At 61.0% G+C, this 24,091-nt stretch carries 23 protein-coding genes and 1 tRNA gene; 14 read left to right on the top strand and 10 right to left on the bottom strand.

Annotated elements, in window-relative coordinates; all coding sequences use genetic code 11:
* Positions 1-146: 146 nt before the first annotated feature.
* Positions 147-629: a DUF188 domain-containing protein gene (locus DXD39_RS02980; protein WP_117803071.1), complete on the bottom strand. Its 483-nt coding sequence runs from the start codon at positions 627-629 to the stop codon at positions 147-149.
* Positions 630-1,232 (bottom strand): HdeD family acid-resistance protein, encoded by a 603-nt coding sequence (locus DXD39_RS02985; protein ID WP_117773002.1) that lies wholly within the window; start codon positions 1,230-1,232, stop codon positions 630-632.
* A gap of 234 nt (positions 1,233-1,466) precedes the next feature.
* Here DXD39_RS02985 and DXD39_RS02990 point away from each other — a divergent pair, with 234 nt between their 5' ends.
* The 3 genes from DXD39_RS02990 to DXD39_RS03000 all read left to right on the top strand — a co-directional run bounded on the left by DXD39_RS02990 (position 1,467) and on the right by DXD39_RS03000 (position 3,416).
* Complete coding sequence (locus DXD39_RS02990) at positions 1,467-2,138, top strand: nitroreductase family protein (RefSeq protein ID WP_158563751.1); 672 nt, start codon at positions 1,467-1,469, stop codon at positions 2,136-2,138.
* A gap of 82 nt (positions 2,139-2,220) precedes the next feature.
* On the top strand, positions 2,221-2,763 hold the full coding sequence (locus DXD39_RS02995) for a histidine phosphatase family protein (protein WP_055252053.1): 543 nt from the start codon (positions 2,221-2,223) through the stop codon (positions 2,761-2,763).
* Positions 2,764-2,780: 17 nt separating this feature from the next.
* Entirely contained in the window at positions 2,781-3,416 is a 636-nt protein-coding gene (locus tag DXD39_RS03000) for a histidine phosphatase family protein (RefSeq protein WP_117803072.1), read from the top strand.
* A 128-nt stretch (positions 3,417-3,544) separates the two neighbouring features.
* On the opposite strand, the gene DXD39_RS03005 is transcribed toward DXD39_RS03000, so the two are convergent.
* The gene (locus tag DXD39_RS03005; protein ID WP_117803073.1) at positions 3,545-4,228 is read right to left on the bottom strand and encodes a DUF1015 family protein; all 684 of its coding nucleotides are present in this window, start codon (positions 4,226-4,228) and stop codon (positions 3,545-3,547) included.
* A gap of 39 nt (positions 4,229-4,267) precedes the next feature.
* On the bottom strand, positions 4,268-5,488 hold the full coding sequence (locus DXD39_RS03010; protein ID WP_117803074.1) for a M20 family metallopeptidase: 1,221 nt from the start codon (positions 5,486-5,488) through the stop codon (positions 4,268-4,270).
* Positions 5,489-6,239: 751 nt separating this feature from the next.
* On the opposite strand from DXD39_RS03010, the gene DXD39_RS10125 reads away from it, so the two are divergent.
* Positions 6,240-6,692, top strand: a complete 453-nt coding sequence (locus DXD39_RS10125; RefSeq protein ID WP_147348092.1) for a hypothetical protein — start codon at positions 6,240-6,242, stop codon at positions 6,690-6,692.
* Positions 6,693-7,039: 347 nt separating this feature from the next.
* On the opposite strand, the gene DXD39_RS03020 is transcribed toward DXD39_RS10125, so the two are convergent.
* The 3 genes from DXD39_RS03020 to DXD39_RS03030 form a co-directional block, all read right to left on the bottom strand.
* Entirely contained in the window at positions 7,040-8,203 is a 1,164-nt protein-coding gene (locus tag DXD39_RS03020) for a phosphoglycerate dehydrogenase (RefSeq protein ID WP_117803076.1), read from the bottom strand.
* A 72-nt stretch (positions 8,204-8,275) separates the two neighbouring features.
* Entirely contained in the window at positions 8,276-9,400 is a 1,125-nt protein-coding gene (serC, locus tag DXD39_RS03025) for a 3-phosphoserine/phosphohydroxythreonine transaminase (RefSeq protein ID WP_117803077.1), read from the bottom strand.
* Between the two features lie 226 nt (positions 9,401-9,626).
* Positions 9,627-11,228, bottom strand: a complete 1,602-nt coding sequence (locus tag DXD39_RS03030; protein ID WP_117803078.1) for a potassium/proton antiporter — start codon at positions 11,226-11,228, stop codon at positions 9,627-9,629.
* Between DXD39_RS03030 and DXD39_RS03035 the strand changes: the two genes are divergently transcribed.
* Both DXD39_RS03035 and DXD39_RS03040 read left to right on the top strand, forming a co-directional pair.
* A complete protein-coding gene (locus tag DXD39_RS03035) occupies positions 11,227-11,412 on the top strand; it encodes a hypothetical protein (RefSeq protein WP_117803079.1) in 186 nt (61 codons plus the stop codon). The two genes, DXD39_RS03030 and DXD39_RS03035, sit on opposite strands and share 2 nt — an antisense overlap.
* A gap of 69 nt (positions 11,413-11,481) precedes the next feature.
* Positions 11,482-12,321 carry a metallophosphoesterase family protein gene (locus tag DXD39_RS03040; RefSeq protein WP_117803080.1) on the top strand — a complete coding sequence of 280 codons (840 nt, stop codon included), beginning with the start codon at positions 11,482-11,484 and terminating at the stop codon, positions 12,319-12,321.
* A 195-nt stretch (positions 12,322-12,516) separates the two neighbouring features.
* Here the strand turns inward: DXD39_RS03040 and DXD39_RS03045 are convergent, their stop codons facing one another.
* The gene (locus tag DXD39_RS03045; RefSeq protein WP_233541088.1) at positions 12,517-14,091 is read right to left on the bottom strand and encodes a lipopolysaccharide biosynthesis protein; all 1,575 of its coding nucleotides are present in this window, start codon (positions 14,089-14,091) and stop codon (positions 12,517-12,519) included.
* A gap of 378 nt (positions 14,092-14,469) precedes the next feature.
* Between DXD39_RS03045 and pckA the strand changes: the two genes are divergently transcribed.
* The 5 genes from pckA (at position 14,470) to DXD39_RS03070 (ending at position 19,081) form a co-directional block, all read left to right on the top strand.
* Complete coding sequence (gene pckA, locus DXD39_RS03050; protein ID WP_199572088.1) at positions 14,470-16,140, top strand: phosphoenolpyruvate carboxykinase (ATP); 1,671 nt, start codon at positions 14,470-14,472, stop codon at positions 16,138-16,140.
* A gap of 224 nt (positions 16,141-16,364) precedes the next feature.
* Positions 16,365-17,084: a B3/4 domain-containing protein gene (locus DXD39_RS03055; protein ID WP_117803081.1), complete on the top strand. Its 720-nt coding sequence runs from the start codon at positions 16,365-16,367 to the stop codon at positions 17,082-17,084.
* A gap of 173 nt (positions 17,085-17,257) precedes the next feature.
* Positions 17,258-17,707 carry a MarR family winged helix-turn-helix transcriptional regulator gene (locus DXD39_RS03060; protein ID WP_117803082.1) on the top strand — a complete coding sequence of 150 codons (450 nt, stop codon included), beginning with the start codon at positions 17,258-17,260 and terminating at the stop codon, positions 17,705-17,707.
* A gap of 119 nt (positions 17,708-17,826) precedes the next feature.
* Positions 17,827-18,681, top strand: coding sequence for a DegV family protein (locus DXD39_RS03065; RefSeq protein WP_117641033.1), 855 nt, complete (start codon positions 17,827-17,829; stop codon positions 18,679-18,681).
* Between the two features lie 79 nt (positions 18,682-18,760).
* On the top strand, positions 18,761-19,081 hold the full coding sequence (locus DXD39_RS03070) for an MGMT family protein (RefSeq protein WP_089572047.1): 321 nt from the start codon (positions 18,761-18,763) through the stop codon (positions 19,079-19,081).
* Between the two features lie 335 nt (positions 19,082-19,416).
* Here DXD39_RS03070 and trpS read toward each other — a convergent pair whose 3' ends face one another.
* Together trpS and DXD39_RS03080 are read right to left on the bottom strand one after the other, a co-directional pair.
* Positions 19,417-20,466, bottom strand: a complete 1,050-nt coding sequence (trpS, locus tag DXD39_RS03075; protein ID WP_117800442.1) for a tryptophan--tRNA ligase — start codon at positions 20,464-20,466, stop codon at positions 19,417-19,419.
* Positions 20,467-20,627: 161 nt separating this feature from the next.
* Positions 20,628-21,827 (bottom strand): MraY family glycosyltransferase, encoded by a 1,200-nt coding sequence (locus tag DXD39_RS03080; protein ID WP_117803083.1) that lies wholly within the window; start codon positions 21,825-21,827, stop codon positions 20,628-20,630.
* A 525-nt stretch (positions 21,828-22,352) separates the two neighbouring features.
* Here DXD39_RS03080 and DXD39_RS03085 point away from each other — a divergent pair.
* The 3 genes from DXD39_RS03085 (at position 22,353) to DXD39_RS03095 (ending at position 24,020) form a co-directional block, all read left to right on the top strand.
* Positions 22,353-23,291 (top strand): radical SAM protein, encoded by a 939-nt coding sequence (locus DXD39_RS03085; RefSeq protein ID WP_117803084.1) that lies wholly within the window; start codon positions 22,353-22,355, stop codon positions 23,289-23,291.
* Positions 23,292-23,442: 151 nt separating this feature from the next.
* Positions 23,443-23,515, top strand: a tRNA-Ala gene (locus DXD39_RS03090).
* Between the two features lie 64 nt (positions 23,516-23,579).
* Positions 23,580-24,020 carry a hypothetical protein gene (locus DXD39_RS03095; protein ID WP_117803085.1) on the top strand — a complete coding sequence of 147 codons (441 nt, stop codon included), beginning with the start codon at positions 23,580-23,582 and terminating at the stop codon, positions 24,018-24,020.
* Positions 24,021-24,091 lie beyond the last annotated feature (71 nt).

Genomic DNA, 24,091 nt, shown 5'->3' on the forward strand with positions numbered 1-24,091 from the left:
CTTCAAATAGCCATGCTCAGCGCCTGCGCAATGCGGCGACGCATGGCATTTTGAAGCCCGTTTTTTGTTGAGCCATGGATTCCGAGCGCTCACACCGCTCAAAACAAAAAGGTAGATTTTAGGCATGTCTCAAAAATCTACCTTGGTTAGTGCAGCAACTCGGTGAGGTTGCGTTTAAAGCGGGCGCGGTCTTCGCTGGTAAATGCTGCCGGACCGAGAGTGCGTCCGCCGGCGCGGCGTACCTTCTTTTCCTCGTGGCGAATAAACAGCTGCATGTCGATAGTCGCCTTGTCGTACACGCGCCCGCGCACACCGATGGCGGCGGCATCGCGCCCGAGCACCATGCTCGCCAAGCCAATGTCCTGCGTCACGACCACGTCGCCCGCCTGCAGGCGTTCGACAATGGCAAAGTCGGCGCTGTCGGCGCCCACGCTCACGTCGAGCGTCGTGATCCAAAAGCCGCGTCGCGCGTGCTCGGCATCGCGCGGGTCGTCGCGGCGAATGTGCCGTTCCAGGTTTTGCGTGCTGTTGCCGGCGATAACAACGGCGACGCCCGCCCGCCGCGCGCAGTCAATCGACTCGCGCGTGACCGGGCAGGCGTCGGCATCAATAAAGAGCGTCTTTGGCATCTAGCGCACCAGTTTGCCAAACTGAATGGCGCGAACAATGAGCGTCACGCCAAACACCAGCAGCGCGGCACCGCTAAAGATGACGAGCATCTTGGCCGACCACAGCGGATAGATAAACACGAACATGCCGGCGATGATGGAAAGTGCGCCGCTCAGGATAGCGAGGGCGCGGTTGGACGAAAGCTCGGACTCCAGAATGGACATGACACCTTCGACAATCCAGCCAAAGCCGGCCACGATAACCACCATCGTGGTGAGCGTCGCGGTCGAGAAGGCCTGGTTGCGCAGGATTATGACGCCGCCCAAGATAATGAGTAGGTTGGAGATGATGCTCGTCACGCGCCAGCCGGTGGGCAGCAGCGGCTCAAAAATGGCAGTGAATAGTCTGATGGCAGCAGTGATTACAAAGTAAAAACCCAGGACAGTCGTCAAAAAGACGAGGGACTTGGCAGGTGCAAAAAGCAGCGCGATACCAGCAATGAGTGCTAAGACGCCCGTGATGGCGTAGATCCAGCGTACGGCCTTGACGGCTTTGCCCGCCATGCTTTTCTCGTCAAATCCAAACTGGCTCGATTTTTGATCATCGTTCTTAAAGATGCCCATAAGTCTCCTTTCCGTGCGGCGTAAGCCTTGATCGTTACAACCAGTATCCCCTAAGGGCGCTGACGTATGGGTCGGGGAGGGCGAAACGTAACCCAAAGGCCCCGAATTGTTTCCGTTGTTCCCCACGTCGCGATTTTCTATTCAACAGGTGTAGAACATTGCAGCCCTGTTCGTTATTGCCTACGTTTTAGGTTAGATTTTCCTAAGGACAATTGGCTTGTATTGGGGGTCCCTATGAACGAAGCAGTTCCCGAGGCACCGTCGAGTGTCGAATCGATGGCAAAGCAAGGTTGCGAAAAGCTTGGCCTGGACACGTTTGACGCGCTGGTCCGCCGCGCCCGTACGTGCCGCCGTTTTGACGAGTCCATGCGCGTGCCGCGCGAGTTTTTGCTCGAGCTGGCGGAACTGGCGCACCTGGCTCCCTGCGGCGCCAATGCTCAGCGTCTGCGTTTTCATGTGGTGAGCGGTGCCGAGGATTGCGCGCGTGTATTTGATGAGCTTGCATGGGCCGGCGCGCTTAAGGATTGGTCGGGTCCTGCCGAGGGCGAGCGTCCGACCGGCTACATCGCGATTCTTGCCGAGCGCGCTGTTCCGGGTAAGCCCGCCGCGCCCATCACCGAGGTCGACACGGGCATTGCCGCGCAGACGATGATGCTCGCCGCTCGCAGCGCCACGCCCGAGGTGGCAGCCTGCATGTTCAAGGCCTTTACGCCCCACGCGATCGATGCTATGGGGCTCGATAACGACAAGTATGAGCTCAAGCTGATCATGGCTTTTGGCGTGCCGGCCGAGACGCAGATGATCGATGCGATCGATTCCAACCCCGACGGCTCAATTAATTACTGGCGTGACGATGCGCAGGTGCACCACGTACCCAAGCGCCCGCTCGCCGACGTGCTGGTGTAGCTGAGCGTCACCGCGGCGTGATCAGACGGTAAACCACCACAAAGGTGCCTGTCCCCTTTGTGGTGGTACGAGGGGAGAGCGTGTGGCAGATCTGTATTTGGTGCGGCATGGGCAGACTGAGCTCAATGTGCAGAGCATTTTGCAGGGCTGGCACGATTCGCCGCTTACGGCGCGCGGGCGCGAGCAGGCGCTGACGGCGCGTACGGCGTTTGCGGCGCGTGGCGTGGCCTTTGATCATGTGTATTCCTCGCCGTTGGGCCGGGCGCGGCATACGGCCGAGCTTATCGTTGGCGAGGGCCGTTCCATTGAGCTGGTCGATGACCTGCGTGAGTGGCATTTTGGCTCGCTGGAGGGCACATCAAATCGCGAGATGCCGCCGCAGCCCTGGGGCGATTATCCGGTGGCCTTTGGCGGCGAGTCGGAAGTGCAGCTTCAGTCGCGCATGGTCGCGGCGCTGTCCCGTATTATGGCCCGGCCGCAGCACGACTGCGTGCTGGCGGTTTCCCACGGCTCAGCCTGCCAGGAGTTTCTTGAGTATGTGACTGGCGGGGGAGAGCTACCCGACAACGGTGCCGTGCTTCATTTTGGCTATTGCGACGGGGCGTTTTCGCTCTTGGGTTGGTAACGAACGAAAGGACCCCTATGAATAAAGATCTGTATCTGGTCCGTCATGGACAGACGATATACAACCTTAAGCGTATCATTCAGGGGTGGAGTGACTCGCCGCTTACGCAGTTGGGTTGCGACCAGGCGGCGCGCGCCGGCATGTTTTTACGTGCGCGCGGCATTGAGCCCGATCATGCCTACACCTCTACGCTTCATCGCACCGAGCAGACTATCGCCAACTTGTGGCCGGGCTTGGCGTACGAGCGCCTGGACGGCCTGCGTGAGTGGTTCTTTGGCGACTTTGAGGCCGAGCGCGTGATGCTTATGCCCGAGCGCCCGTGGCGCGACTTCTATCGGCAGTTTGGCGGCGAGGGCCAGATGCAGGTGCGCGAGCGCATGGTGACGACGCTGACCGATCTTATGCGACGCCCGGACCATTCGTGCGTGCTCGCGGTGAGCCACGGGTCGGCCATCAAGGAGTTTTTGGATCACGTGAAGGGCACGGAGGCCGACGAGCGCGAGCGCGTGCCGGGCAACTGCTCGGTGCTGCATTTCGTGTTTGACGATACGACCGATACGTTTGAACTGGTTGAGATCTTTACGCAGGAAGACTACGCGCGCGAGCTGGGGCTTGAGCCGCTCGTGGCTGCCGCGGGTCCGCAGCGCGGGTAGTTTGGGCGTGGCGGTGCGGGTCGCCGACTTACTTCTCGACGCAAAAGGGGCGGAGATGCATGTACCTGCTGCATCTCCGCCCCCTGTTTGTTGAGCTGCCGATTTTTGTGCTGGGCGGTCTGGTCTTGCTAGAACCGTGAGACCTGGTGAGTGAGCAGACCCGTCGGAACCTGCGGCGCGCTGCCGCTGACCTGCGCGGCGGGGAACAGCACGGCTACAGCAAAGTTGAACGGCTCTTTGCCAGAGTAGGCGCCGGCAGCGCGGGCCTCGTCGGCCAGAATCTGCGATGCCCCAGCCAGTGCGGCGACATAGGCGGAGTCACCGGCGAACACCGGGTCGGGCGCCTGATCGAGCATGGCACGGATGGCGGCAACGGCGTCCTCGCGCTTGACCTCCCACACGCGATGTGTGACGCCCGCGGGGTCGGTGACGGCGTAGAGCGACGCGCCCTCTTTGGCGGCGCCCAGGATGATATCCATGACGGGCGAGGCCTCGTAGGCGAGCGACACGGGGCGCGGCTGCACCTTGAGCTCGGCGATCGCGCGCGCGGCGGCGGCCACGTCGGCGCTGGCATCGCCCTTGCCGTCCGCAAGTACACTCGTCGGGCAGATCGCCACGACACCCGTCACGCGTCCCGGCTCGCCCGAGCATTCGTACACGTAATACGCCGCACCCGGGTCCTTGAGCATCAGGCCATCGGCAAGGGCTCCGCGCAGAGCATCGTTGCCGCTCAGGATGCTGCCCATTGCAGGCAGCGCCTCGAGTACGCGGTCCTGAGCCGGGCGGATGCAGGGAAACGGAAGTGCTTTCATGGGCGGTCCTAACGCACGAGTCGGTTTGTTCGCGGCTTATTATGCCCCAACTTGGCCGCTTGCGTCCCAGAGCACGTTATCGGCGAGCGCGATTAGCACCTGCTGACAACGAACGATATCGGCATGGGGCACATATTCGTTGGGCTTGTGTGCGAGCGCGAGCGACCCGGGACCGTAGCTCATGCAATTGCGGTTGCCTGTCTTGCCGGCAATGACGGCGGTGTCGGTGTAGCCGGTAAAGAAGCCGACGGTCGTGTCCGCGTCCGTCACGTCATCGGCGGCACGCTTGAGCGCTGCTAGAAGGGGAGGGTTCGGGTCGCGCTCGATGGCGGGGCGGTCGCCCGTCACGGTGTAGCTGCCATGGCAACCGGGAACGGCGGCTTCGGCGACGGCGATGGCCTGCTCTACCATGCGCGTCGCGGCGGCCGTATCGGTCGGCGGGGTCAGACGCATGTCGACCCAGACTTTGGCGCGGTCGGGCACGACATAGGGGCGATATCCGCCCTCGATTTGGCCAAACGTGATGGTCGAAGACCCCAGTTCATCGTGCGCGGGCAGCGCCACAAACACGCGACGGAGCGAACACACGACCTCGGCCATGGCGGCGACGGCATCCGCGCCCTTCCACGGCTGGCTCGCATGCGCCGTTACGCCAGCCATTTCAATCTCGAACCACGTGCGCCCCTTGTGCGCCACCTGAATCTGTCCGTCGGTGGGTTCGGTGTCCAGCACCCATTCACGCGAGCCGACCCAGCCGGCATCGATCGCGGCCTCTGAGCCGCGCATAAAGTCTTCCTCGTCGACCGAGCAGATGAGCGAAAAGCCGCGGCGGGGCAACGCGCCATCCGCCGCCACGCGCTCGAGCGTATGGATCAGTGCGGCAATAGCGCAGGCCAGGCCACCCTTCATATCGCAGGCACCGCGGCCATAGAGTTTATCGTCGCGCACAACCGCCCCAAGCGGTGCGATGTCTGCGTCCCAGCCATCGCCCAAGGTGACGGTATCCATGTGGCAGATATAGATCAGCCGCGGCTCGTCGCTTTGGCCCGGCACGGTGACTTTAAGGTTGCGGCGCCCGGGCAGCACTTCGAGCTCCTCAATCTGCACGGCATCGAGCGCAGAACTATCAAGTTGTGCCAGCTGCTGCTCAATGAGCCTCTTAATGAAGCGCTCAATTTCATCCTCATACGCGCCCGGGTCTGAGCTGTCGATCCGCACAAGCTCCTGCGCAAGCCGCCAGGCAAAGTCCTCATCAACCATATGCAACCTCACAATCAGTTTGCTTTCCAAACCGATTGTAAGCCTCCTGAGAGATCCGCGACGTGGGCGTGGCAGTATTTACCGTTCGCAGGCCGAGCCAGCGCGTTTGCCGTCCGAGCGGGTTCACAAGCGACGCAGCGGGTACGTACCCTTCATGGACGACATGCTGTGCGACATATCTTCCTTTCGGTATCACCGGATACCTCCACAGGTCTTGGCAATAATGCCGGACCTGCCCGATTCTGCGGACGATCCGCGCAGGGAGCACCTATGTGAGCATCCGCTCGTCACGCATTTCCTGGGCACCCCGTTACACGTGTTGGCGCAGGGCAGCTGCGGACGTAAGGGCGATCGCATTGTCAGGCATGTTTGGAACGGGGAGAGGCCGTTTGATTCCGTGCGGCAGACGGAGTTTGGCCTCGATGTTGCGTCCCCACTCTTTACCCTGCTGACTCTGGCTTCCTCGGTCTCAAACGAGCGTCTAATCATGTGCATGTATGAGATGTGCGGCACCTTTGCCGTGTGCAAGATTGCGCCTCAGGTAAAGTCGGCACTTGAGCAGGCATATGGGAGCCGATGGAGTGACGCACGGTCGGGCTGGGAAAACGTAAAGGATGTCTCGGGGAATCCAACGGACTTGTGGAAACGACCTCCCTTGATCGAGCTCTCTGAGCTTACAGAGTTCGTCGATAAGGTCCGGGGGCTCCGCGGCGCTAAAACGTTCATACGAGCCGCGAAATGCATTACGGGGGTGGCAGCATCGCCGCTCGAGGTCCAGGCTTCGATGCTGTTTGGCCTTACGAGGTTGCGCGGCGGCGAAGGGCTGAGCCTTACCAATAACGTTGAGATTCGTATGACGCGCAGCGCCCGCCTGATTTCGGGGCTTGATAGGCGCTATGCCGATATCCTGCTGGCAAATAAGGACGGCAGTCGAGAGTGTCTGGTTGAATGCCAAGGTAAAGCCATTCACGGATCCATTGAATCCAAGATCTCGGACTCCGATCGAACGACGGCCTTGCAAGCCATGGGATATCCCGTCGTTCTGATGACCTATGGTCAGCTGGCCGACTTCGATGCCTTCCGCGTGGTGATGGAGCTCATCATGTCCTATCTCGATGTGCCGCTGAAAGACAAGACGCCGCGACAGCAGGAGCTCGAACGGCGGCTTCGTGAGGAGATTTTTATCGATTGGGCAGGAATGTAGCCGCGCGGGTGGAAAACGGTCGCGCGGACTAGAGTTTTGGTCACAAAAAGACTTATATTTCGCCTTGGAGGGGCCTTAAAAATGCTATCTAGAATAAGTTGTTTCGGAAAATGGACAGTCAACTTACATTCGGCACATAGAGATCGATTTTTACCTACTAAAGTCCCTGATAAAGCTGTTTATCAAAGCGGGTGTGCTTAGCGACTTGAGCCTCACTATCGATTATCTGAAAAAACTTATTCTGGGTATCATTTTAAAGTCGTCCGGAACAACAAAATCGGCCCCCGTTTCGTGAAAACGGGGGCCGAATGGGCTTCATGGCCTGCCTGGCAGGCTTGGCACCGGCGCTATTTGATCACACGCACGCGATACATCGACGGAATCTGCTTGAGAGCCTCGATGGTGCTGCTGTCCAGGTGCTCGTCGGTGTCGAACATAGTGTAGGCGTTCTCGCCAGCGGACTCGTTGGTCATGCGCTGCACGTTGGCGTTGTCCTTGGCGAGAATGGCCGCGATCTGGCCGATCATGTTGGGCACGTTGGCATGCAGGCAGGCAATGCGGCTTGCGGCGCGCGCCTTGCCCATGCTGCAGGCGGGGTAGTTGACGCTGTGCGCGATGTTGCCGTTTTCCAGGTAATCCTTGAGCTCGCTGATGGCCATGTCGGCGCAGTTGGCCTCGGCCTCGCCGGTGCCGGCGCCCGAATGCGTGGTGATAAACGTGTTGGGCATCTTGACGGTCTTGGGCGTGGCAAAGTCGCAGCTAAACCAGCTGAGCTTGCCCGCGCGCAGGGCGGCGTCGACGGCGTCCTCGTCAATGATGGTCTCGCGCGCGTAGTTGATGAGCACGGCGTCCGGGGCCAGCAGGTCGATCTGCTCGGTGCTGATCATGCCGATGGTATCGGCCTTGCTGGGCACGTGCACGGTGAGGTAGTCGCAGCCGCGGCACAGATCCTCGAGCGTGCCCACGCGCTGCACCTCGCGGCTCAGCACCCACGCGTGCTCGACGGAAATGAACGGATCGTAGCCGTAAACGTCCATGCCCAGGTCGACACAGGCGTTGGCGACCTTGGAGCCTACGTTGCCCAGGCCGATGACGCCGATGCGCTTGCCCTTGAGCTCGCGGCCCACAAAGGCCTTCTTGGCCTTCTCGGCATCGACCTGGATCTCGGGGTCGTCGGCGTTGTTGCGCACCCAGTTCATCGACTGCACGACGCCGCGGCTCGAAAGCACCAGCATGCCCAGGACGAGCTCCTTGACGGCGTTGCTGTTGGCACCGGGGGAGTTAAAGACGACGACGCCCTTTCTGGCGTACTCCTCGACGGGGATGTTGTTGACGCCGGCGCCGCAGCGGGCGATGGCGCGGATGCCCTCGGGCAGCTCGTAGCCGTGCAGGTCGGTGGAGCGCATCAGGATAGCGTCGGCCTCCTCGGCGGTGCCCACAAACTCGTAGCCCTCGCCAAACTCGACTTTGCCGTCTTTAGTGATGTCGTCGATGGTCTTAATCTTACGCATGGAAAAACTCCTTAGCAGGTTTTGATCTAAGCAGGGTGGTTTGAAGTGGCTGGTCGGCCCGCGGGTTGCGGGCTAGTTAGATCGCGGACTCAAACTATGCTGCGCTTCGAAGTCCTTCATGTACGTGGCCAGTGCCTGCACGTCTTCCATGGTGACGGCGTTGTACACGCTGGCGCGCATGCCGCCGACGAGGCGATGACCCTTGACGTTTTGGATTTGGTGCTCTGCCGCGCCCGCAACGAAGGCCGCGTCGAGTTCGGCATCGCCGGTACGGAAGGTGACGTTGGCGATGGAGCGGCTATCGGCCTGCGCGGTGCCATGGAACAGCTCGCTGAGTTCGAGTAGATCATAGAGCAGGTTGGCCTTGGCCCAGTTGCGCTCGGCCATGGCGGCAAGTCCGCCGGTCTCCTCGACCCAGTGGAACACCTTGCCGCACACGTAGATGCCAAAGGTGTTGGGCGTGTTGAGCATGGAGCCCTTGGCGGTCTGGGTCTTAAGGTCCATGTACTGCGGCGTCTGCGCAAAGGCGGGGCCATCTGCGATGAGATCGTCGCGCACGATGACCACGGTCACGCCCGCGGCGCCGGCGTTTTTCTGAGCGCCGGCGTAGATGAGTCCGTAGCGCTCGACGTCGAGCGGCTGCGACAAAAAGCAGCTCGAGACATCGGCGACCAGCGGCACGTCGCCGCAATCGGGCAGCTCGTGGAACATGGTGCCGAAGATGGTGTTGTTCTGGCAGATGTAGACGTAGTCGAGCCCGTCGCCCGTGGCCTCGGCGGCAATGCGCGCGTTGACGTCGGCCATGGTGGGAATGCGGTCGAAATTGGTTTCCTCGGAGCTCGCGAGCAGCACCGCCTCGCCGTACTTGGCGGCCTCCTGGTACGCCTTGCTGGCGAAGTTGCCGGTCACGACGTAGCCGGCGCGGCCGCAGCGCATAAGGTTCATGGGGATGCCCGCAAACTGCAGCGTGGCGCCGCCCTGCAAAAACAGGACACGGTAGTTGTCGGGGATGCTCAGCAGGCGACGCAGGGTTGCCTCGGCGTCGTCGATGATCTGCTGGTACATACTAGATCGATGGCTCATCTCGAGCACGGACATGCCGCAGCCGCGGTAGTCCATCATCTCGTCGGCGATCTCGGCGAGCACGCTTGTGGGCAGTGCGGCCGGGCCAGCTGAGAAGTTGTGCACACGTGCCATCTTCTAGTTCCCCTCGTAGTCGTTTGAACGTTCGGGATACTTTAGCACAGTGGAGCGTCAGGCGCGACCGAATCACAGCAAAACCCGAGTGCGCCGCTATGATTTACAGGATGGTTACATGGGGGAGGGGTGCTTTACTCCTCGGGCAAATCCAAATCTGCGAGCGAAGGCATGAGGTTCTCTAGGCGCTTGATTTCTTCGTCGCAAATTAGCTAACCCCTGGCCGCTACGACGCGAGCGTGGCGATGACGGCTTCGTCGCCGGCGTATATTAGGGTGTTGCCATCGGGGATGATCGTCTGGCCTTCGCGCTTGAGCATCACCACAATAAACGGATGCTTGCCTTGCGGCACATCGCGCAGGCGCTGGCCGGCCAGGTGACCGTGGGACGTCACGGTGACCTCGCGCAGCGTAACCTCGGCACGCTCTTCGAACGTTGGGGCGGCCATCACCAGCAGATCGCCTTCCTGGATCACGGTGTCGCCATTGGGCAGTACCGGGTGCGCCCCGTCGCGCAGCACCAGGACCACGAGCATGTCGGTGGCGCTGCCAATGTCCGCGAGCGAGCATCCGGCAAACGGATGTCCAGCGCCCACCTTGAGCTTTACAAACGACATGCCGTCCTCGTCGCGGTAGTCGTTAAAGGTGCGGCGTACGTCGCCGGTCGCATCGATCATATCGAGCTTCTTCGCCACCGCCGGCAGCAGCGAGCCCTGCACCACGATGCTCGACACGGCAATCACAAACACCAGGTCAAATAGGTCGTGTCCGCCGGGAACGCCGGCCACCACGGCAAAGAGGCTAAAGACGACCGAAGCTGCTCCGCGCAGGCCCGCCCAGCTTATGAGCGCGACCTGGCGGGGGTTCGTCTTAAAGGGCGCCAGGAGCACGCCGACGGCGATGGGGCGGCTCACGAAGAGCATAAACGCCATGAGCGCCAGGCCAGGCAGCAGCATCTGCGGCAGGCGTGCGGGCGTTACGAGCAGGCCGAGTAAGAAGAAGATCGTCATCTCGGCCATCTCGGTGAGGGTGTCAAAGAAGTGCGCCAGCTCGACCTTGCCGGTGATGTCGCTCGCGCCCAGCACAATGCCGGCCAGGTACACGGCCAAAAATCCGTTGCCGCCCAGGTAGCTCGGCAGCGCGTAGGCGACGATGGCCACGGCGAACAAAAAGATGGTCTGCGCACCCTCGGCCGTTGCGTGTGCGCGTTCAATCAGGCGGCCCGCCGCCCAGCCGATGGCGAGGCCCAGGCCCACGCCCAGGATGATCTGCTTGGTCAGCAGTGCGGGAATGTTAATGTCGCCGCCGGCCGCGAGTGTGGCGAGCACGGCGGTGAGCATGTAGGCGACGGGGTCGTTGGAGCCCGATTCGACCTCGAGCAGCGAGTCAGTCCCGCCCCTCAGCGACAGGTTGTGCTCGCGCAGAACGCTAAAGACGCTCGCCGCGTCGGTGGATGCTACAACCGATCCCAGCAGCAGGCCGCCGATCCAGTCGAACCCCAGCGCGAAGTGGGCGAACACGCCGGTGATGCCGGCAGTGATGACGACGCCGAGCGTGCTCAGCAGCACCGCCGGCGCAGCGACGGGCTTGGCGCGGTCGATATTGGTGTTAAAGCCGCCGTAGAACATGATGAACAGCAGCGCCGTGCTGCAGACGGTTTCGGTGAGTGCGTAGTCGCTAAAGTCGATGTGCGCCGGGCCGTTGACGCCCAACAGCATGCCCAGCGCGATAAAAATGAGCAGGGTGGGGAAGGGGAGCTTTTTGCCGACGGGTTTGATGGTCAGGCACAAAATGATGACGAGGCCGATAAAGAGAAGGATCTGGTTCATGGATGGTGTCCGCTCCTGGGTGGTTGGCGTGGCACAGTCAGTTGTCTGCGGTTATTTGTACCCAAAGATGGTGGGTTTATGGGGTTGGATTGCGGGCGTGCGCGATATCGCCATAGACGGCTGCCGTCTTTGCCTCTGCTCGGAAACCCTTTCCAGCTTTATTGCAACGGAGTACAATGATTAACATTTAAGTTCAACTTGAAGTTTTAGTTGCGGCGCCGGGCTTCGGCCGCAATGCAAGGAGAGGCGTACCATGGCGATCTATGTGACATCTGATGCTCACGGGCATGTGCGTGCGCTTGACGAGGCCCTGTCTAAGATCTCGTTGACGTCCGACGACACGCTGTACGTGCTGGGCGACATGATCGATCGCGGGCCCGATCCGGTCGGCGTTATTAAGCTCGTGCGCTCGCTGCCCAACGCCCGTGTGCTCAAGGGCAATCACGAGCAGATCATGCTCGATGCCATCATTGGCCAGGATCCGCTCGATGCCGAGACCTGGGATATCAACGGTGGCTGGACGACGCGCGAGCAGCTTAACGACATGGAATTTGAGGCATACGAGGAGCTCGTGCGATGGATGGCCGCGCTGCCGCTCTACGCGGTGGCCGAGACCGAGGAGCGCCCGTATCTGCTGGTACATGCCGGAATCGAGATGAAGGCGGCGCGCGCGTTTTTGCTTGAGCATGGCGTCGATTGTGCCGATGGCGTCGGAGCGGTGGGTGCCGATCGCGAACTGCTGCAGCAGATGCTCGCGGTGCAGTCGTCCGATGACCTGCTGTGGATTCGTCACGGCTATTGGGATGCGCCGACCGGGCTGCTTTCTACCGAGGGTAAGGGCCCGGTCGTGGTGAGCGGTCACACGCCTACGGTATCGCTTGGGCGCTATTGCGAGGTCGGTGGTCTGGCGGGGCTCGATGAGGAATCGGGACGCGGGCAGATCGTGCGCCTGGGCGGCGAGGACACTGCCGGTGTGCCCGATCGCATCGACATCGACTGCGCCGCCGCCACCGGATCCGAGTTCGGCCGCGTGGGCATCCTGCGGCTCGATGATGGGGCGGAGTTCTACGCGAATATTCGCCCCGGGGAATAACCTTGTTTCGCCGTTCTACCGAACGGCGGTCACGTTGACGCTGCGCAGCCCCGAAGCACCCCATCTTGTCGCTCAAACCGTCGCTCGCGTACGGAAGTACGCGTCGCTCCTCTTTCGCGCCAACCTGGGGCACTTTGAGACTGCTCGCTGTCGGTGCCAAAACATCGACGTTTCTTTTCTTCAAATTGATTCGAATTAGGCGCCGTACGGGTTGCGGTCGCGTTCTATGCGCTGGCGAATGTGGGCGTATTCGATAATCAGCAGCACCAGGAGTAGGGCCATGATGGCTAGGTAGCTCACCACGGCGCCCATCAGACCCAGCAGGTTGATCAGGATCACCGGCAGCACTACGCTTACGGCGAAGCAGATCAGGTAGATTTTGGTGACGTCGCCGGCATGGCGCAGCACCGTGATGATGGCGTAGAGAAAGTCGATGGCCGCGGTGACGCCGCCGGCGACAACCATCAGCAGTGCCAGCGTGCGGTAGCGCTCAAAATTGAGGCCGTACATGAAGCTCATGAGGGGAATACCGGGACCTGCCATAAATGCGGCGCACACGCTGGTGATGACCACGATCAGTGCCATAACGGCAACAATAATCAGGTCAAAGCGACGACGCTTGCGAGGATTAGCCCAAATGCTCGACAAACGCAGGAGCTGCGGTTTATAGATAAATCCAATGCTCAACAAAATAGCCTGCGCCGGAAAGAACAGGGCATTAAAGTACAGCTGATACTTGTAGGCCAGCGTGCCTTCCATCACGAACTTGGGCATGCTCTCGATAAGGTTGAACAGGAACAGCGCGCCAAAAAGCGGGGCGCATTGGATAAACAGGTGACCGACCTCGCGCAGGCTCACGCGGCGCGATTTTTCGGTTTCGAGCAGGGCGAGCGGCGCGGTGACCAGAACGAGCGAGGCGATCGCGGTAACACCCATGGCCATGGCGGCGATGGGCATGCTGCGCGTGAGGAACAGTACCACGCTAAAGACCGCGATGACGCCGACGGATCGTAGCGTTTGGCTCATGCCGGCCAGGTAGAGTTTGTCGGCCTGCTGCAGGCGGCCCTCGTACACGTCGGCAATGCCGTCGATCACCTTATACAGGTAGACGCCCAGGCCGATTGTGGCCATCTGCGCATCGTAGCCGCGGGCGCTGCTGTATACCAGGCCGCATGCCAGCGCGAGCGCTCCGCAGATCCAGCGGTTGAGCTGGTAAGAGGCAAAGGACGTCTTTTCGTCGATGTCCGAGACCTGGAAATTGCGCACGCCGTAGTTGCACGCGATCATGATGAGCGTGCCGGTGACAAAGGCGATGGAGAACTTACCGGCTTCCTCGGCGCCCACGAGCTGCGTGGACACAATGGTGAGCAGGGGAAACGCGAAACCCCATACGGCGGTGCCCAGGGTATTCCAGAGATAGTCGCGACGGGTGGCGTGATCTTCGTACTCGGCTTCTTGCGTGGAGAAGCCGCCGCCGTAGACGGCTCCGAGCAGGCGGTTCCACCAGGCATTGACCATGCGGTGGATTGGGCCGGGTTGGCGATCGCGCTCACGGCGACGGCGTGTGGCCTGGCTGCTGTCGGGACCGCCGGCGTTACGCTGGCTTAGCTCTTGGATTCGTGCGAGCTCCTCGGCGGTGTGCGATGCGGGGAACAGGCCGTTCTCGATGCGTCCGCCCTGTCCGTGCGCCCCGCCCGATACGGTGGGGTCGGTGACGCCGCTGCGGCGGGCGATGGCGCGGCGGATGCTATCGAGGGGCGTGATGCTCAAGACGATTCCTTTCTATTGCTGTGCTCTAGTATAGCCGCGGTGGTATCGACTCGTGTTTTTGACCAGGTTGTTCATTGATTTCGGCGGCGCCATTCAGTAGTCGGCACTTAGGGACGTTCCTTATGTGCCGGCACTTTAGGAACGTCTCTAAGTGCTGGCATCCGGGGACACTCCTTGAATGTTGCCTGTTCAAGAGTGTCCCCAACGACTAGTCGTTTAAGAGCGTTCCCAATGACTAGGCCGCTTGCGTGCGATTTTTGACCGTTGGGCGGGCTTGCCGCCCTTGCCGCAAAAACGTTTTTGCATATCGGGTACAACGGGCTTTACGTGAGTAAAGTGCGCGTCGTGTCCACGTGTCGCGTTTTTAAAGGAGGCCCCATGCCTGGTGTTACCCCTGCAGATGTTTTGTCCAACTTTGGTATTACGCTGGTCGAAGATCCCGCCGAGAATCAGCCCCGTCTGCTGGTCGATCTACCCGCCGCGGAGCTCGTCGAGCACGCTATCCGCCGCGAAGAAGGCCGCATGGCATCCAACGGCGCGCTGGTGATCGAGACGGGGGAGCGTACCGGCCGTTCCCCCAATGACCGCTTTATCGTCGACACCCCCGATGTCCACGACAAGATTGCCTGGGGCGCCGTCAACCGCCCGCTGTCCGTCGAGAGCTATGAGGCCATCAAGGCCGGCATCGTCGACTATCTCAACGAGCGCGACGTGTTCGTCACCCGTGGCATGGCAGGCGCCGACCGCAACCACACGCGTCGACTGCTCGTTGCCTGCGAGCGTGCCAGCCAGGCACTCTTTATTAAGCAGATGCTCGCCCGCCCGCTCGCCCGCGAAATCGCGCGCACCGGCGAGCCCGACTTCTGCGTACTCGCAGCGCCCGGTTACCAGTGCGACCCTGCCATCAAGGGCCTCAACTCCAGCGCTGCCGTGGTCATCAACTTCCAGGAACGCGTGATTCTGGTCGCCGGCACCGGCTACTCCGGCGAGATCAAAAAGTCTATCTTCAGCGTTATGAATTATTTGCTGCCCGTCGAGGACGACGTGCTGCCCATGCACTGCTCGGCCAGCATGGATCCCGTCACGCACGAGACCGCCGTGTTCTTTGGCCTGTCCGGCACCGGCAAGACCACGCTTTCGGCCAATCCCACGCGCCTGCTGATCGGCGACGACGAGCACGGCTGGTCTGACATGGGCATCTTTAACATCGAGGGTGGCTGCTACGCCAAATGCGAGGGCCTGGACGCCTTCCACGAGCCCGAGATCTTCAACGCTGTCCGCTTTGGCGCGATCTGCGAAAACGTGGTGCTCGACGAGAACCGCAAGCCCAACTACGACGACATCTCGATCACGCACAACACGCGCGTGGCATACCCTGTGGAGCACATTCCCAACGCGTGGACCAAGGGCATGGGCACCACTCCAAGCGTCGTGTTGTTCCTGACCTGCGACGCCTTTGGCGTGTTGCCGCCCATCTCACGCCTGACGGCCGATGCCGCCATGTACCACTTCGTGACGGGCTTTACGGCCAAGATCCCCGGCACCGAGGTCGGCGTCACCGAGCCCACGCCCACGTTCTCTTCGCTGTTTGGCGAGCCGTTTATGCCGCTCGACCCCATGGTCTATGCCAAGATGCTCGGTGAGCGCATCGCCGACGGCCGCACGCGTGTGTACCTGGTCAACACCGGCTGGATTGGCGGCGGCTACGGCGTGGGCCATCGCATCGAGCTTGCCTACACGCGCGCCCTGGTGGCCCGCGCCCTCGACGGTACCATCGAGGACAGCGAATTCGTGCATGACGATATCTTTAACGTCGACATTCCCACCACGTGCCACGGCGTGCCCGACGGCATCCTGGTGCCGCGCCAGTACTGGCAGAGCACCGCGCGCTACGACGAGGCGGCGCACAACTTGGCCGTGATGTTCGAGGAGAACTTCGAGAAGAAGTACTCGCACCTGCCCGAGTCCGTGAAGGCCGCCGGTCCGCACGCTCAGGTGCACGCCGACGCCCGTCATCGCGGCCGCGGCCTGCTGGGACTCCGACACTAGCGTTGCTTCAGACCCAAAACCACCATAAAGGGGACAGGCACCTTTGTGGTGGTTTTACTCGCGCGGATGACTCGGGTTACAATACGCCTGACATATTGCCCCCTTCTCCGGATGGGGGCAGCGTAAGCGCTCTTGTGGCGGCACCGTAGGGCTTTGAAGGTGGCCGCTGTAAGAGCGCTTTTTGTTTAGACGCTCGCGTGGGGCGAATCGTGAAGGGAGCACGTATGAAGGGCTTTATTGCCGAGGATTCGTTTTGGGAGCTATTTCCGCAGGCGGCTGTCGGTGTTGTGGTCGTAAAGGGCATGAAGCCCGCGGCTCAGATTCCTCAAGAGGACGTTGATGCGATTGCCGCGTTGCTCGACCGCGCCAATATCGATGCGGAGCGTCACCTGACGAGTGATACCATCAGCGAGAATGCGCCGGTTAAGGCATGGCGCGAGGCATATCGCCTATTCAAGACCAAGAAGGGCGCGCGTTGCTCAATTGAGAACCTGCTCAAGCGCGTGCTCAAAGGCAAGCCGGTGGGCCACATTACGCCCGCGGTGGACATCTACAACACGGTGTCGCTGTCCTACGCGCTGCCCGTAGGCGGCGAGGATTTGCACGCGATTGAGGGAGACCTTTGCCTGAAGGTGACCGACGGTGGCGATTCATTTCTGCCGCTTGGCGAGGAGACAGATGACCCGACGCTTCCCGGCGAGCTCGCCTACATCGATGATGCGGGCGCCGTATGCCGCTGCTGGAACTGGCGCGATGGCGTTCGAACGGCGTTGTCCGATGATTCGGCCGATGCTTTCCTGGCGATTGAGTGCGTGGAGCCCGAGCGGATGGGGGATTGCCAGGCCGCGATCGATCGCTTAGCCGAGCTGCTCGAGCGCTATCTGGGAGCGACGGTTGTCGTTAAAACGCTTGTGACCCGCGACAATCCTTGCGTGGGGCTGTAGCGAAGTCTGCGGATCAAACTCGATGCCCCAAACCACCACAAAGGTGCCTGTCCCCTTTGTGGTGGTTTTTATGTTGATGGGTTAACAAATGGGATATTTGGGTACAGGTGTTACCTTGTGCGGCTAAGATGTTTACCCGTAAGCATTATGCAAGCGAAAGGCGGTCGTCTCCCATGCAGCAGAACGACGAGACACGTTTCGAGGACTTTGTCGGACTGATCAGCGGGCTCTACAAGGAGATCCAGCGTATCAAGACGTCCGAAGGCGCAAGGCTGGGCCTCAAGGGCTCCGACGTTATGTGCCTGTACTATCTTGAGCGCAGCAAGGACGGCCTGACTGGCGCCGACCTCGCCCGCATGGCCGGCGTTACCCGTGCCGCCGTTTCGCGCACACTGGCACATCTGGAGGAGGGCGGCTACGTCGAGGTTGACGACCCGGGTGATGCGGCCGTCAAGTATCGTGCTCCGGTGCGCCTGACTGCCCTGGGCGGCGAGAGCATGAGCGAGGCCGATCGCATCATTCGCGAGGTGCTCGATACCACCGGCAAGGCCATGGGCGTGGAGCAGCGCGAGCAGATGTATGCATCGCTGCGCACGATCCTCAACACCCTGCGCGAGATCTAGAGCCGCGCTGGCGCTAGCTTTCAGCCAAGAACTGCATCGTCCCGTTTGAGCGCGTACGCCGTGCCGGGACATTGCTGTCAAAATTCCCTGCGCGAGACCTGCGCAAGAAAGGATTCGTTATGTCCGTCCGCATTATTACCGATTCCGCAAGCGATATGTCGCCGGCGGAGCACCCCGCTCTGCGTGTTCTGCCGCTGTCCGTCACCTTTGGCACCGATGTGTATATGGATGGCGTCGACATCGATCACCAGCGCTTTTACGAGATGCTTGTGGAGCGCGATGAGCTGCCCAAGACCGGTCAGGTCAACCCGTACGCCTTTTCGCAGGCGATTGCCGAAGCGCGTGAGGCCGGCGATGAGGCCGTGATTATTACCGTGGGCGCCAAGCTCTCGGGCACCAACCAGAGTGCTCGTACGGCACTTGCCGAGGCGCCGGGCGGCGACATGTTCGTCGTGGACAGCAATAACGTGACCTTGGGCGAGCGCGTGCTGGTCGAGTATGCGCTGCGCCTGGTGGACGAGGGCCAGGGCGCGGCTCAGGTTGCGGCGGCTGTCGAGGCCGTGCGCGACCGCGTGGTCGTCATCGGCCTGCTCGAGACGTTGGAGTACCTGGTGCGCGGCGGTCGCCTGTCTGCTGCGGCCGGTGCCGTGGGTACGCTGCTCAACGTAAAGCCCGTGGTGGCTGCCGAGGACGGTCTGATCGTGCAGCTGGGCAAGGCGCGCGGTTCCAAGAACGGACGTAACCTGCTCAACCAGAAGGTCGAAAAGGCGGGCGGCATCGACTTTTCCATGCCGCTGGCGCTCGGCTATACGGGCCTTTCGGATGCGGTGCTCAAGAAGTATATCGAGGACAGCGCGGCACTGTGGGCTGGCCACACCGAGGGCGAACTGCCCGTTCACACCATCGGCGCCACCATCGGCACCCATGTAGGCCCCGGCGCCGTAGCCGTAGCCTTCTTCCAACCCGTTAACTAGCCCACCTGCCAAAACCACCACAAAGGGGACAGGCACCTTTGTGGTGGTTTATGCTATTCCGGGTGGAAGGGAGCGAGCAATGGCGTCTGAGGGCTTTTTTGAGCGGGTGTACGAGGTGGTCGAGCAGATTCCCGAGGGGATGGTCGCCACGTATGGTCAGGTGGCGCTGCTTGCTGGACGTCCACGAAGTGCGCGGTACGTGGGGTATGCCTTGCATGGCAATCCGCGCCCCGGCGAGATTCCCTGTCACCGCGTGGTGTTTGCCGATGGCCGCATATGCGATGGTTTTGCTTTTGGCGGTCCCGATGCTCAACGTGAGCTTTTGCTAGGGGAGGGTGTGGCGTTTAAGGACGACATGCACGTCGACTTGGCCGCCTGTCGCTGGCCTGCAGGGCTCTAGCGGCTCTGCCGTGGTCAAAACTACCACAAAGGTGCCTGTCTCCTTTGTGGTGGCTTTCCGTTGCAGGTTTACCTGGGCTAACTTATGGAGAAGGTGTGTTGGGGTAGTTTGACGCTAGAAAGTAAGCCACGGTGAACTATATTGGTTTCAGCAACGGAGCAGGCAATAGGCGATGAAAAAGCCTGCCCTGTTGAGTTTGATTCGCATTCCTCCCCTCTGTGCGATTCAACGGTGTACTTCGGGAACAGGCCCGCTGGCAACTATCTGCCAGCGGGCCTGTTCCTGTTTCGGTGAGGATTCAGCCTCACCGTCTATGTTGTGCGAAGGCGCTTTGCCTAGTACACCATGCCCATGGCGTCCCGAACCTCGGCCAAGGTCTGCTCGGCGATCTCGTTGGCGCGACGGTTGCCCTCGTGCAGGACGTCCTTCACATAGTCCAGATCGTTCTCGTAGCGCTGGCGACGCTCGCGGATCGGTGCGAAGTACTCGTTGACGGCCTCGGTCACGTACTTCTTGAGCTGGCCGGAGCCGCCCATGCCAATCTCCTCGGCAATCTCGAACTCGGAACGGCCGGTGCAGATGGCGGCCGTCGAAAGCAGGCCGGACACGCCGGGACGGTTCTCGGGATCGAACGTGATCATGCGCTCGGAATCGGTCTGGCTCTTCTTGATGCGCTTGGCCGTCTCCTCGGCGGTCATCGAGATGTTGATGGCGTTGCCGTAGCTCTTGCTCATCTTGCGACCGTCCAGACCGGGCAGCAGCGGGGTCTCGGACAGCAGTGCGTCGACCTCGGGGAACACCTTGCCGTAGCGGTTGTTAAAGCGTCGGGCGATGGTGCGGGTGAGCTCGATATGCGGCAGCTGGTCGCGGCCGACGGGCACCACATTGCCCTTGCAGAACAGGATGTCGCAGGCCTGGTGCACCGGGTAGGTGAGCAGAAGGCCGGTGAGCTCGTGGCCCGAGGCCTCCATCTCGGCCTTAACCGTGGGGTTGCGCGCCAGCTCGGCCTCGGACACCAGCGACAGGAACGGCAGCATGAGCTGGTTTGCGGCGGGCACGGCGGAGTGCGCGTAGATCATGGTCTTGTCGGGGTCGATACCGCAGGCAAGGTAGTCCATGACCATGTTGTACACGTTGTCCTGGATGTGCTCGGTCGTGTCGCGGTCAGTGATGACTTGGTAGTCGGCGATGAGCACGTTGGTCTTGGCGCCCATGTTCTGCAGCTCAACACGGCCCTTGAGGGTGCCGAAGTAGTGACCCAGGTGCAGACGGCCGGTGGGGCGGTCGCCGGTGAGCATGGTGAACTTCTCGGGCGTTTTGGCCAGGCCCTCGCGAATGGCGTTGCTCTTTTGCAGCGCGACTTCGTAGCTGTTCTCGTTTGGCATGATTGCTCCTAACGTATGTTCATGGGTCAAGATGATAACGCGTTTATTGGAGGGGCGGGTCGTAAGTAGGCGAGGGGCGGGAGAGCGGCGGCTTGTGCGATGGGCGCGGCGTGGCTGCACGTTTGGCCGGCGGCGTCTGGACGCATCCTCGGCAGCTTACCCTAGAGCTTGTGGTGGCGCTCTTCCTTACGTTCCTCGGCTGCCTGCTCCTCCTGCTTAAAGGCGGGATCGTCGGGGGTGACGAGCTCGTCCTCGTGCGTGCGCTTGTTGTAATGGTGGCGCAGCACGGGCTCAAACAGATGTAGATGCTTGGCAAAGGCCGCCGAGCCAATGGCGAGCACGGTAAAGATGAGCACGCGCATGGGCACCTCGACCTGGTTGATCGCGGCGGCGCCGGCCGAAAGCATAATGCACCAGGCATAGATGAGCAGCACAGCCTGCTTTTGGTTGTAGCCCTCTTGGATCAGGCGGTGGTGGATGTGGCCCTTGTCGGCCTGCCCGATGCTAATGTGGGCGCGCTTGCGGCGCACGATGGCGCTAAACGTGTCGATGATGGGCACGCCGGCAACGATGAGCGGGATGATAAGCGAGGTGAGCGCGGCGGTGCGGCTCACGTTGAGTAGCGAGATGGAGCCCAGCGCAAAGCCCAGAAGCAGCGACCCCGAGTCGCCCAAGAAGATGCTTGCGGGGTTGAAGTTGTAGCGCAAAAAGGCCAGACAGGCGCCAAAGAGCGCAATGGAGAGCGCGGCGGCGTCGATGCGGCCCGAGAGAACGGCCATCGAAAACATGGTGAACGACGCGATGCCGCAGATGCCCGTGGCTAAGCCGTCGAGGCCGTCGATGAGGTTAATGATGTTGGTGAATGCCACCAGATAGATCACGGTGATGGGGTAGGCGAGCCATCCGAGCATGATTTCGCCGGGGGCAAACGGGTTGACGATGACGCCGATGCGCAGGCCACCCACGCAGGCGATGAGCGCAGCGAGGATCTGTCCGGCCAGCTTTTGCTTGGGCTTGAGCTGGATGACGTCGTCGATAGCGCCGGTCGCAAAGATGACGGTAAAGGAGAGCGCCAGCATGGGATAGCTAATGTGAAGGCGCGGGTGCGGCACCAGGACGGGCGGCCAGCCTAGGTGCCAGGTGCCTAGGATTTGCACAATGCAGGCAACGACCAGGCCCAAAAACACCGCCGTTCCGCCCAAACGCGGGATGGGCTTGGTGTTGATGCGGCGCTTGGAAGGATAGTCGACGGCGTCGAGCTTAATTGCCAAGCGCTTGACCAGGGGCACCATGAGGAAGGTCGTGATAAAGGCCGCCGCTGCCACGCATAGGTACGGTATGTAGCTCGGGGATGAAGCCATGAATCTAAAAACCGCCAAGCGTCGAAGGGAAAGGTCAGAAGAACGCCATGCGCAAAGGGCATAGCCGAATCATGATACTCGACCAAGGGGGGTGCATGGAATTGCGCGCAGCGATAATCACGCGCTTACCAGATATTAGGGTATTGTCGATGGATTGTTGGGATGCCGGTGGGGATCCATATGGACTGTAATGGCGATTTTCGGCAAAAGAAAACCACCCCCCACGTTACGAAAATGAACCCACCTAAAACAGGTGGGTGCCCTCATCGACTGTTCCAGCGTCCTTAACAACGAAGGATACCTGTACTAGGTACGACTGTGTGGGCTCCCTAAATAAACGCGACGGTTCACCCAGTTGCTCCGCGGGGGGCGGAATACCTACATCATAAAGCGGCACTTTATCGATTCCAGTCTTGACATTACAAAAATCGTGTCGGACGATTACGGCGCCTTGGGCTCGAGCCGTCTGTGCGGTTGGTCCCTTTACGTTTGAGCTGCTGAATCGTTGTTTTGGAGCATGTTTTTATGCCGACGCCGTTGACCGAACTTTTTTCGCCCGCCTGCCATTTGTGTCCGCGTCGTTGCGGTGCGGTGCGCGACGAGGGTGCGCACGGCGTATGCGGTGCCGATGACACGCTCAAGGTGGCCCGCGCGGCGCTTCATATGTGGGAGGAGCCGCCTATCTCGGGCGAGGCCGGTTCGGGCACGATCTTCTTTAGCGGCTGCTCGCTCAAATGTATCTATTGTCAGAACCACGAGATCTCGACGGGCAATTTTGGGCTTGAGATTTCGCCCGAGCGCCTGGTCGAGATTATGCTGGAGCTGCAGGACCAAGGTGCCAATAACATCAATCTGGTGACGGCGACGCATTATGCTCACCTGCTGCCGGTCGCGATTGCCGCAGCTCGGGAGCGCGGACTGGTCATTCCAATCGTCTACAACACGAGCGGTTATGAGCGCGCGAGTGCCGTGGCGGCGCTCGGCGATTTGGTCGACGTGTGGCTTACCGACTTTAAGTATGCCAATGCGGCGCTTGCGCAGTCACTCTCTCATATTAAGGACTACCCGCGCGTGGCTGTGTCGGGTCTGGCCCAGATGGCGCGCGAGATTGAGCGCCGCGGGGGAGAGCTGGTAGACGGGGACGGGCTCATGAAGCGCGGCATAATCGTGCGTCATCTGGTGCTGCCGGGGCATGCGGACGATTCGTGCCGCGTGTTGGACCTGGTGTGGCAGACGGTGGGCGACGTGCCGATCTCGGTCATGAACCAGTACACGCCCAATGCCCTCATGCGCGAACAAGGCGGCGACCTGGCGCGCGCCGTGACGCGCGAGGAGTACGAGCAGGTGCTCGACCATGCCGACGACCTGGGCTTTACGACGATGTTTTGGCAAGAAGGCGGAGCGGTAGACGAGAGCTTCACCCCAGCCTTCGACACCACCGGCGTCCTCACCAGCGCAAAGTAGCACATTCGCCGATGATTTTTCTGGGACGGGGATTAAAAAATCATCGAGAGGATCGCCTGCTCGAAAAGTTGTCAAAATAGCCGCGTCCCAAAAAGACTGGGTATTGGGCGTTGACAGTTGGCGAGCCGTAGGTAAAATATCAACTTGTCTTGGGGACGTAGCTCAGTTGGGAGAGCGCTGCCGTCGCATGGCAGAGGCCGAGGGTTCGACTCCCTTCGTCTCCACCCTTGGATTTGATAAGCCGCTGACATTGTGTCGGCGGCTTTTTTTAAAAGAAAGGGCTGTACCATGGCCAAGCTTGAGTCCCAACCACTGTCTGCCGAGGAACGCGCCGAGTTGGAAGAGCTCCGCGCCGAGAAGGCCCGCCGCGAGGCCCAGGAAGAGGCACGTCGCGAGCGTGAGGAGCTGACCGCCCTGCGTGCCGAGCGTGCGAAGGCCGAGGAGGCCGCCGCGAACGTCGCCCCCGCGCCCAAGCCCGCCGCCGCGAAGCCCGCGCCCACCGCACCTAAACCTCAGCCTAAAAAGGTCGCTCGTTCCAAGTCCGTCGAGCCCAAGCCGAGCCGTGACGAGATGACCTTTGCCCAGCGCATGGTTACCTCCAAGGAGCCTACGGGCGAGAACGAGATCCCTGGCATGGCGCCGGCTCAAAAAATCATCATTGTCCTTGCCCTCATCGCGTTTGTCATCTTTATGGGCTACACGATCCTGACCAGCATGGGCCTGCTCTAGCCCATTCGCGCTGGGTGCCATGCCCGAACACTCTGCCCTTTTCCAACCCTCAACCTCTGCACAACGCATCC

Origin of the sequence: Collinsella sp. TM04-29, assembly GCF_003466565.1 — a bacterium.
GTDB lineage: Bacteria > Actinomycetota > Coriobacteriia > Coriobacteriales > Coriobacteriaceae > Collinsella.

Excerpts from the sequence above, each read along its gene's own strand:
- DXD39_RS02980 (WP_117803071.1), bottom strand. The coding sequence starts at position 629 with ATGCCAAAGACGCTCTTTATTGATGCCGACGCCTGCCCGGTCACGCGC.
- DXD39_RS02985 (WP_117773002.1), bottom strand. The coding sequence starts at position 1,232 with ATGGGCATCTTTAAGAACGATGATCAAAAATCGAGCCAGTTTGGATTT.
- DXD39_RS02990 (WP_158563751.1), top strand. The coding sequence starts at position 1,467 with ATGAACGAAGCAGTTCCCGAGGCACCGTCGAGTGTCGAATCGATGGCA.
- DXD39_RS03000 (WP_117803072.1), top strand. The coding sequence starts at position 2,781 with ATGAATAAAGATCTGTATCTGGTCCGTCATGGACAGACGATATACAAC.
- DXD39_RS03005 (WP_117803073.1), bottom strand. The coding sequence starts at position 4,228 with ATGAAAGCACTTCCGTTTCCCTGCATCCGCCCGGCTCAGGACCGCGTA.
- DXD39_RS03010 (WP_117803074.1), bottom strand. The coding sequence starts at position 5,488 with ATGGTTGATGAGGACTTTGCCTGGCGGCTTGCGCAGGAGCTTGTGCGG.
- DXD39_RS03020 (WP_117803076.1), bottom strand. The coding sequence starts at position 8,203 with ATGCGTAAGATTAAGACCATCGACGACATCACTAAAGACGGCAAAGTC.
- serC (WP_117803077.1), bottom strand. The coding sequence starts at position 9,400 with ATGGCACGTGTGCACAACTTCTCAGCTGGCCCGGCCGCACTGCCCACA.
- DXD39_RS03035 (WP_117803079.1), top strand. The coding sequence starts at position 11,227 with ATGGATGGTGTCCGCTCCTGGGTGGTTGGCGTGGCACAGTCAGTTGTC.
- DXD39_RS03030 (WP_117803078.1), bottom strand. The coding sequence starts at position 11,228 with ATGAACCAGATCCTTCTCTTTATCGGCCTCGTCATCATTTTGTGCCTG.
- DXD39_RS03040 (WP_117803080.1), top strand. The coding sequence starts at position 11,482 with ATGGCGATCTATGTGACATCTGATGCTCACGGGCATGTGCGTGCGCTT.
- pckA (WP_199572088.1), top strand. The coding sequence starts at position 14,470 with ATGCCTGGTGTTACCCCTGCAGATGTTTTGTCCAACTTTGGTATTACG.
- DXD39_RS03055 (WP_117803081.1), top strand. The coding sequence starts at position 16,365 with ATGAAGGGCTTTATTGCCGAGGATTCGTTTTGGGAGCTATTTCCGCAG.
- DXD39_RS03060 (WP_117803082.1), top strand. The coding sequence starts at position 17,258 with ATGCAGCAGAACGACGAGACACGTTTCGAGGACTTTGTCGGACTGATC.
- DXD39_RS03065 (WP_117641033.1), top strand. The coding sequence starts at position 17,827 with ATGTCCGTCCGCATTATTACCGATTCCGCAAGCGATATGTCGCCGGCG.
- DXD39_RS03070 (WP_089572047.1), top strand. The coding sequence starts at position 18,761 with ATGGCGTCTGAGGGCTTTTTTGAGCGGGTGTACGAGGTGGTCGAGCAG.
- trpS (WP_117800442.1), bottom strand. The coding sequence starts at position 20,466 with ATGCCAAACGAGAACAGCTACGAAGTCGCGCTGCAAAAGAGCAACGCC.
- DXD39_RS03080 (WP_117803083.1), bottom strand. The coding sequence starts at position 21,827 with ATGGCTTCATCCCCGAGCTACATACCGTACCTATGCGTGGCAGCGGCG.
- DXD39_RS03085 (WP_117803084.1), top strand. The coding sequence starts at position 22,353 with ATGCCGACGCCGTTGACCGAACTTTTTTCGCCCGCCTGCCATTTGTGT.
- DXD39_RS03095 (WP_117803085.1), top strand. The coding sequence starts at position 23,580 with ATGGCCAAGCTTGAGTCCCAACCACTGTCTGCCGAGGAACGCGCCGAG.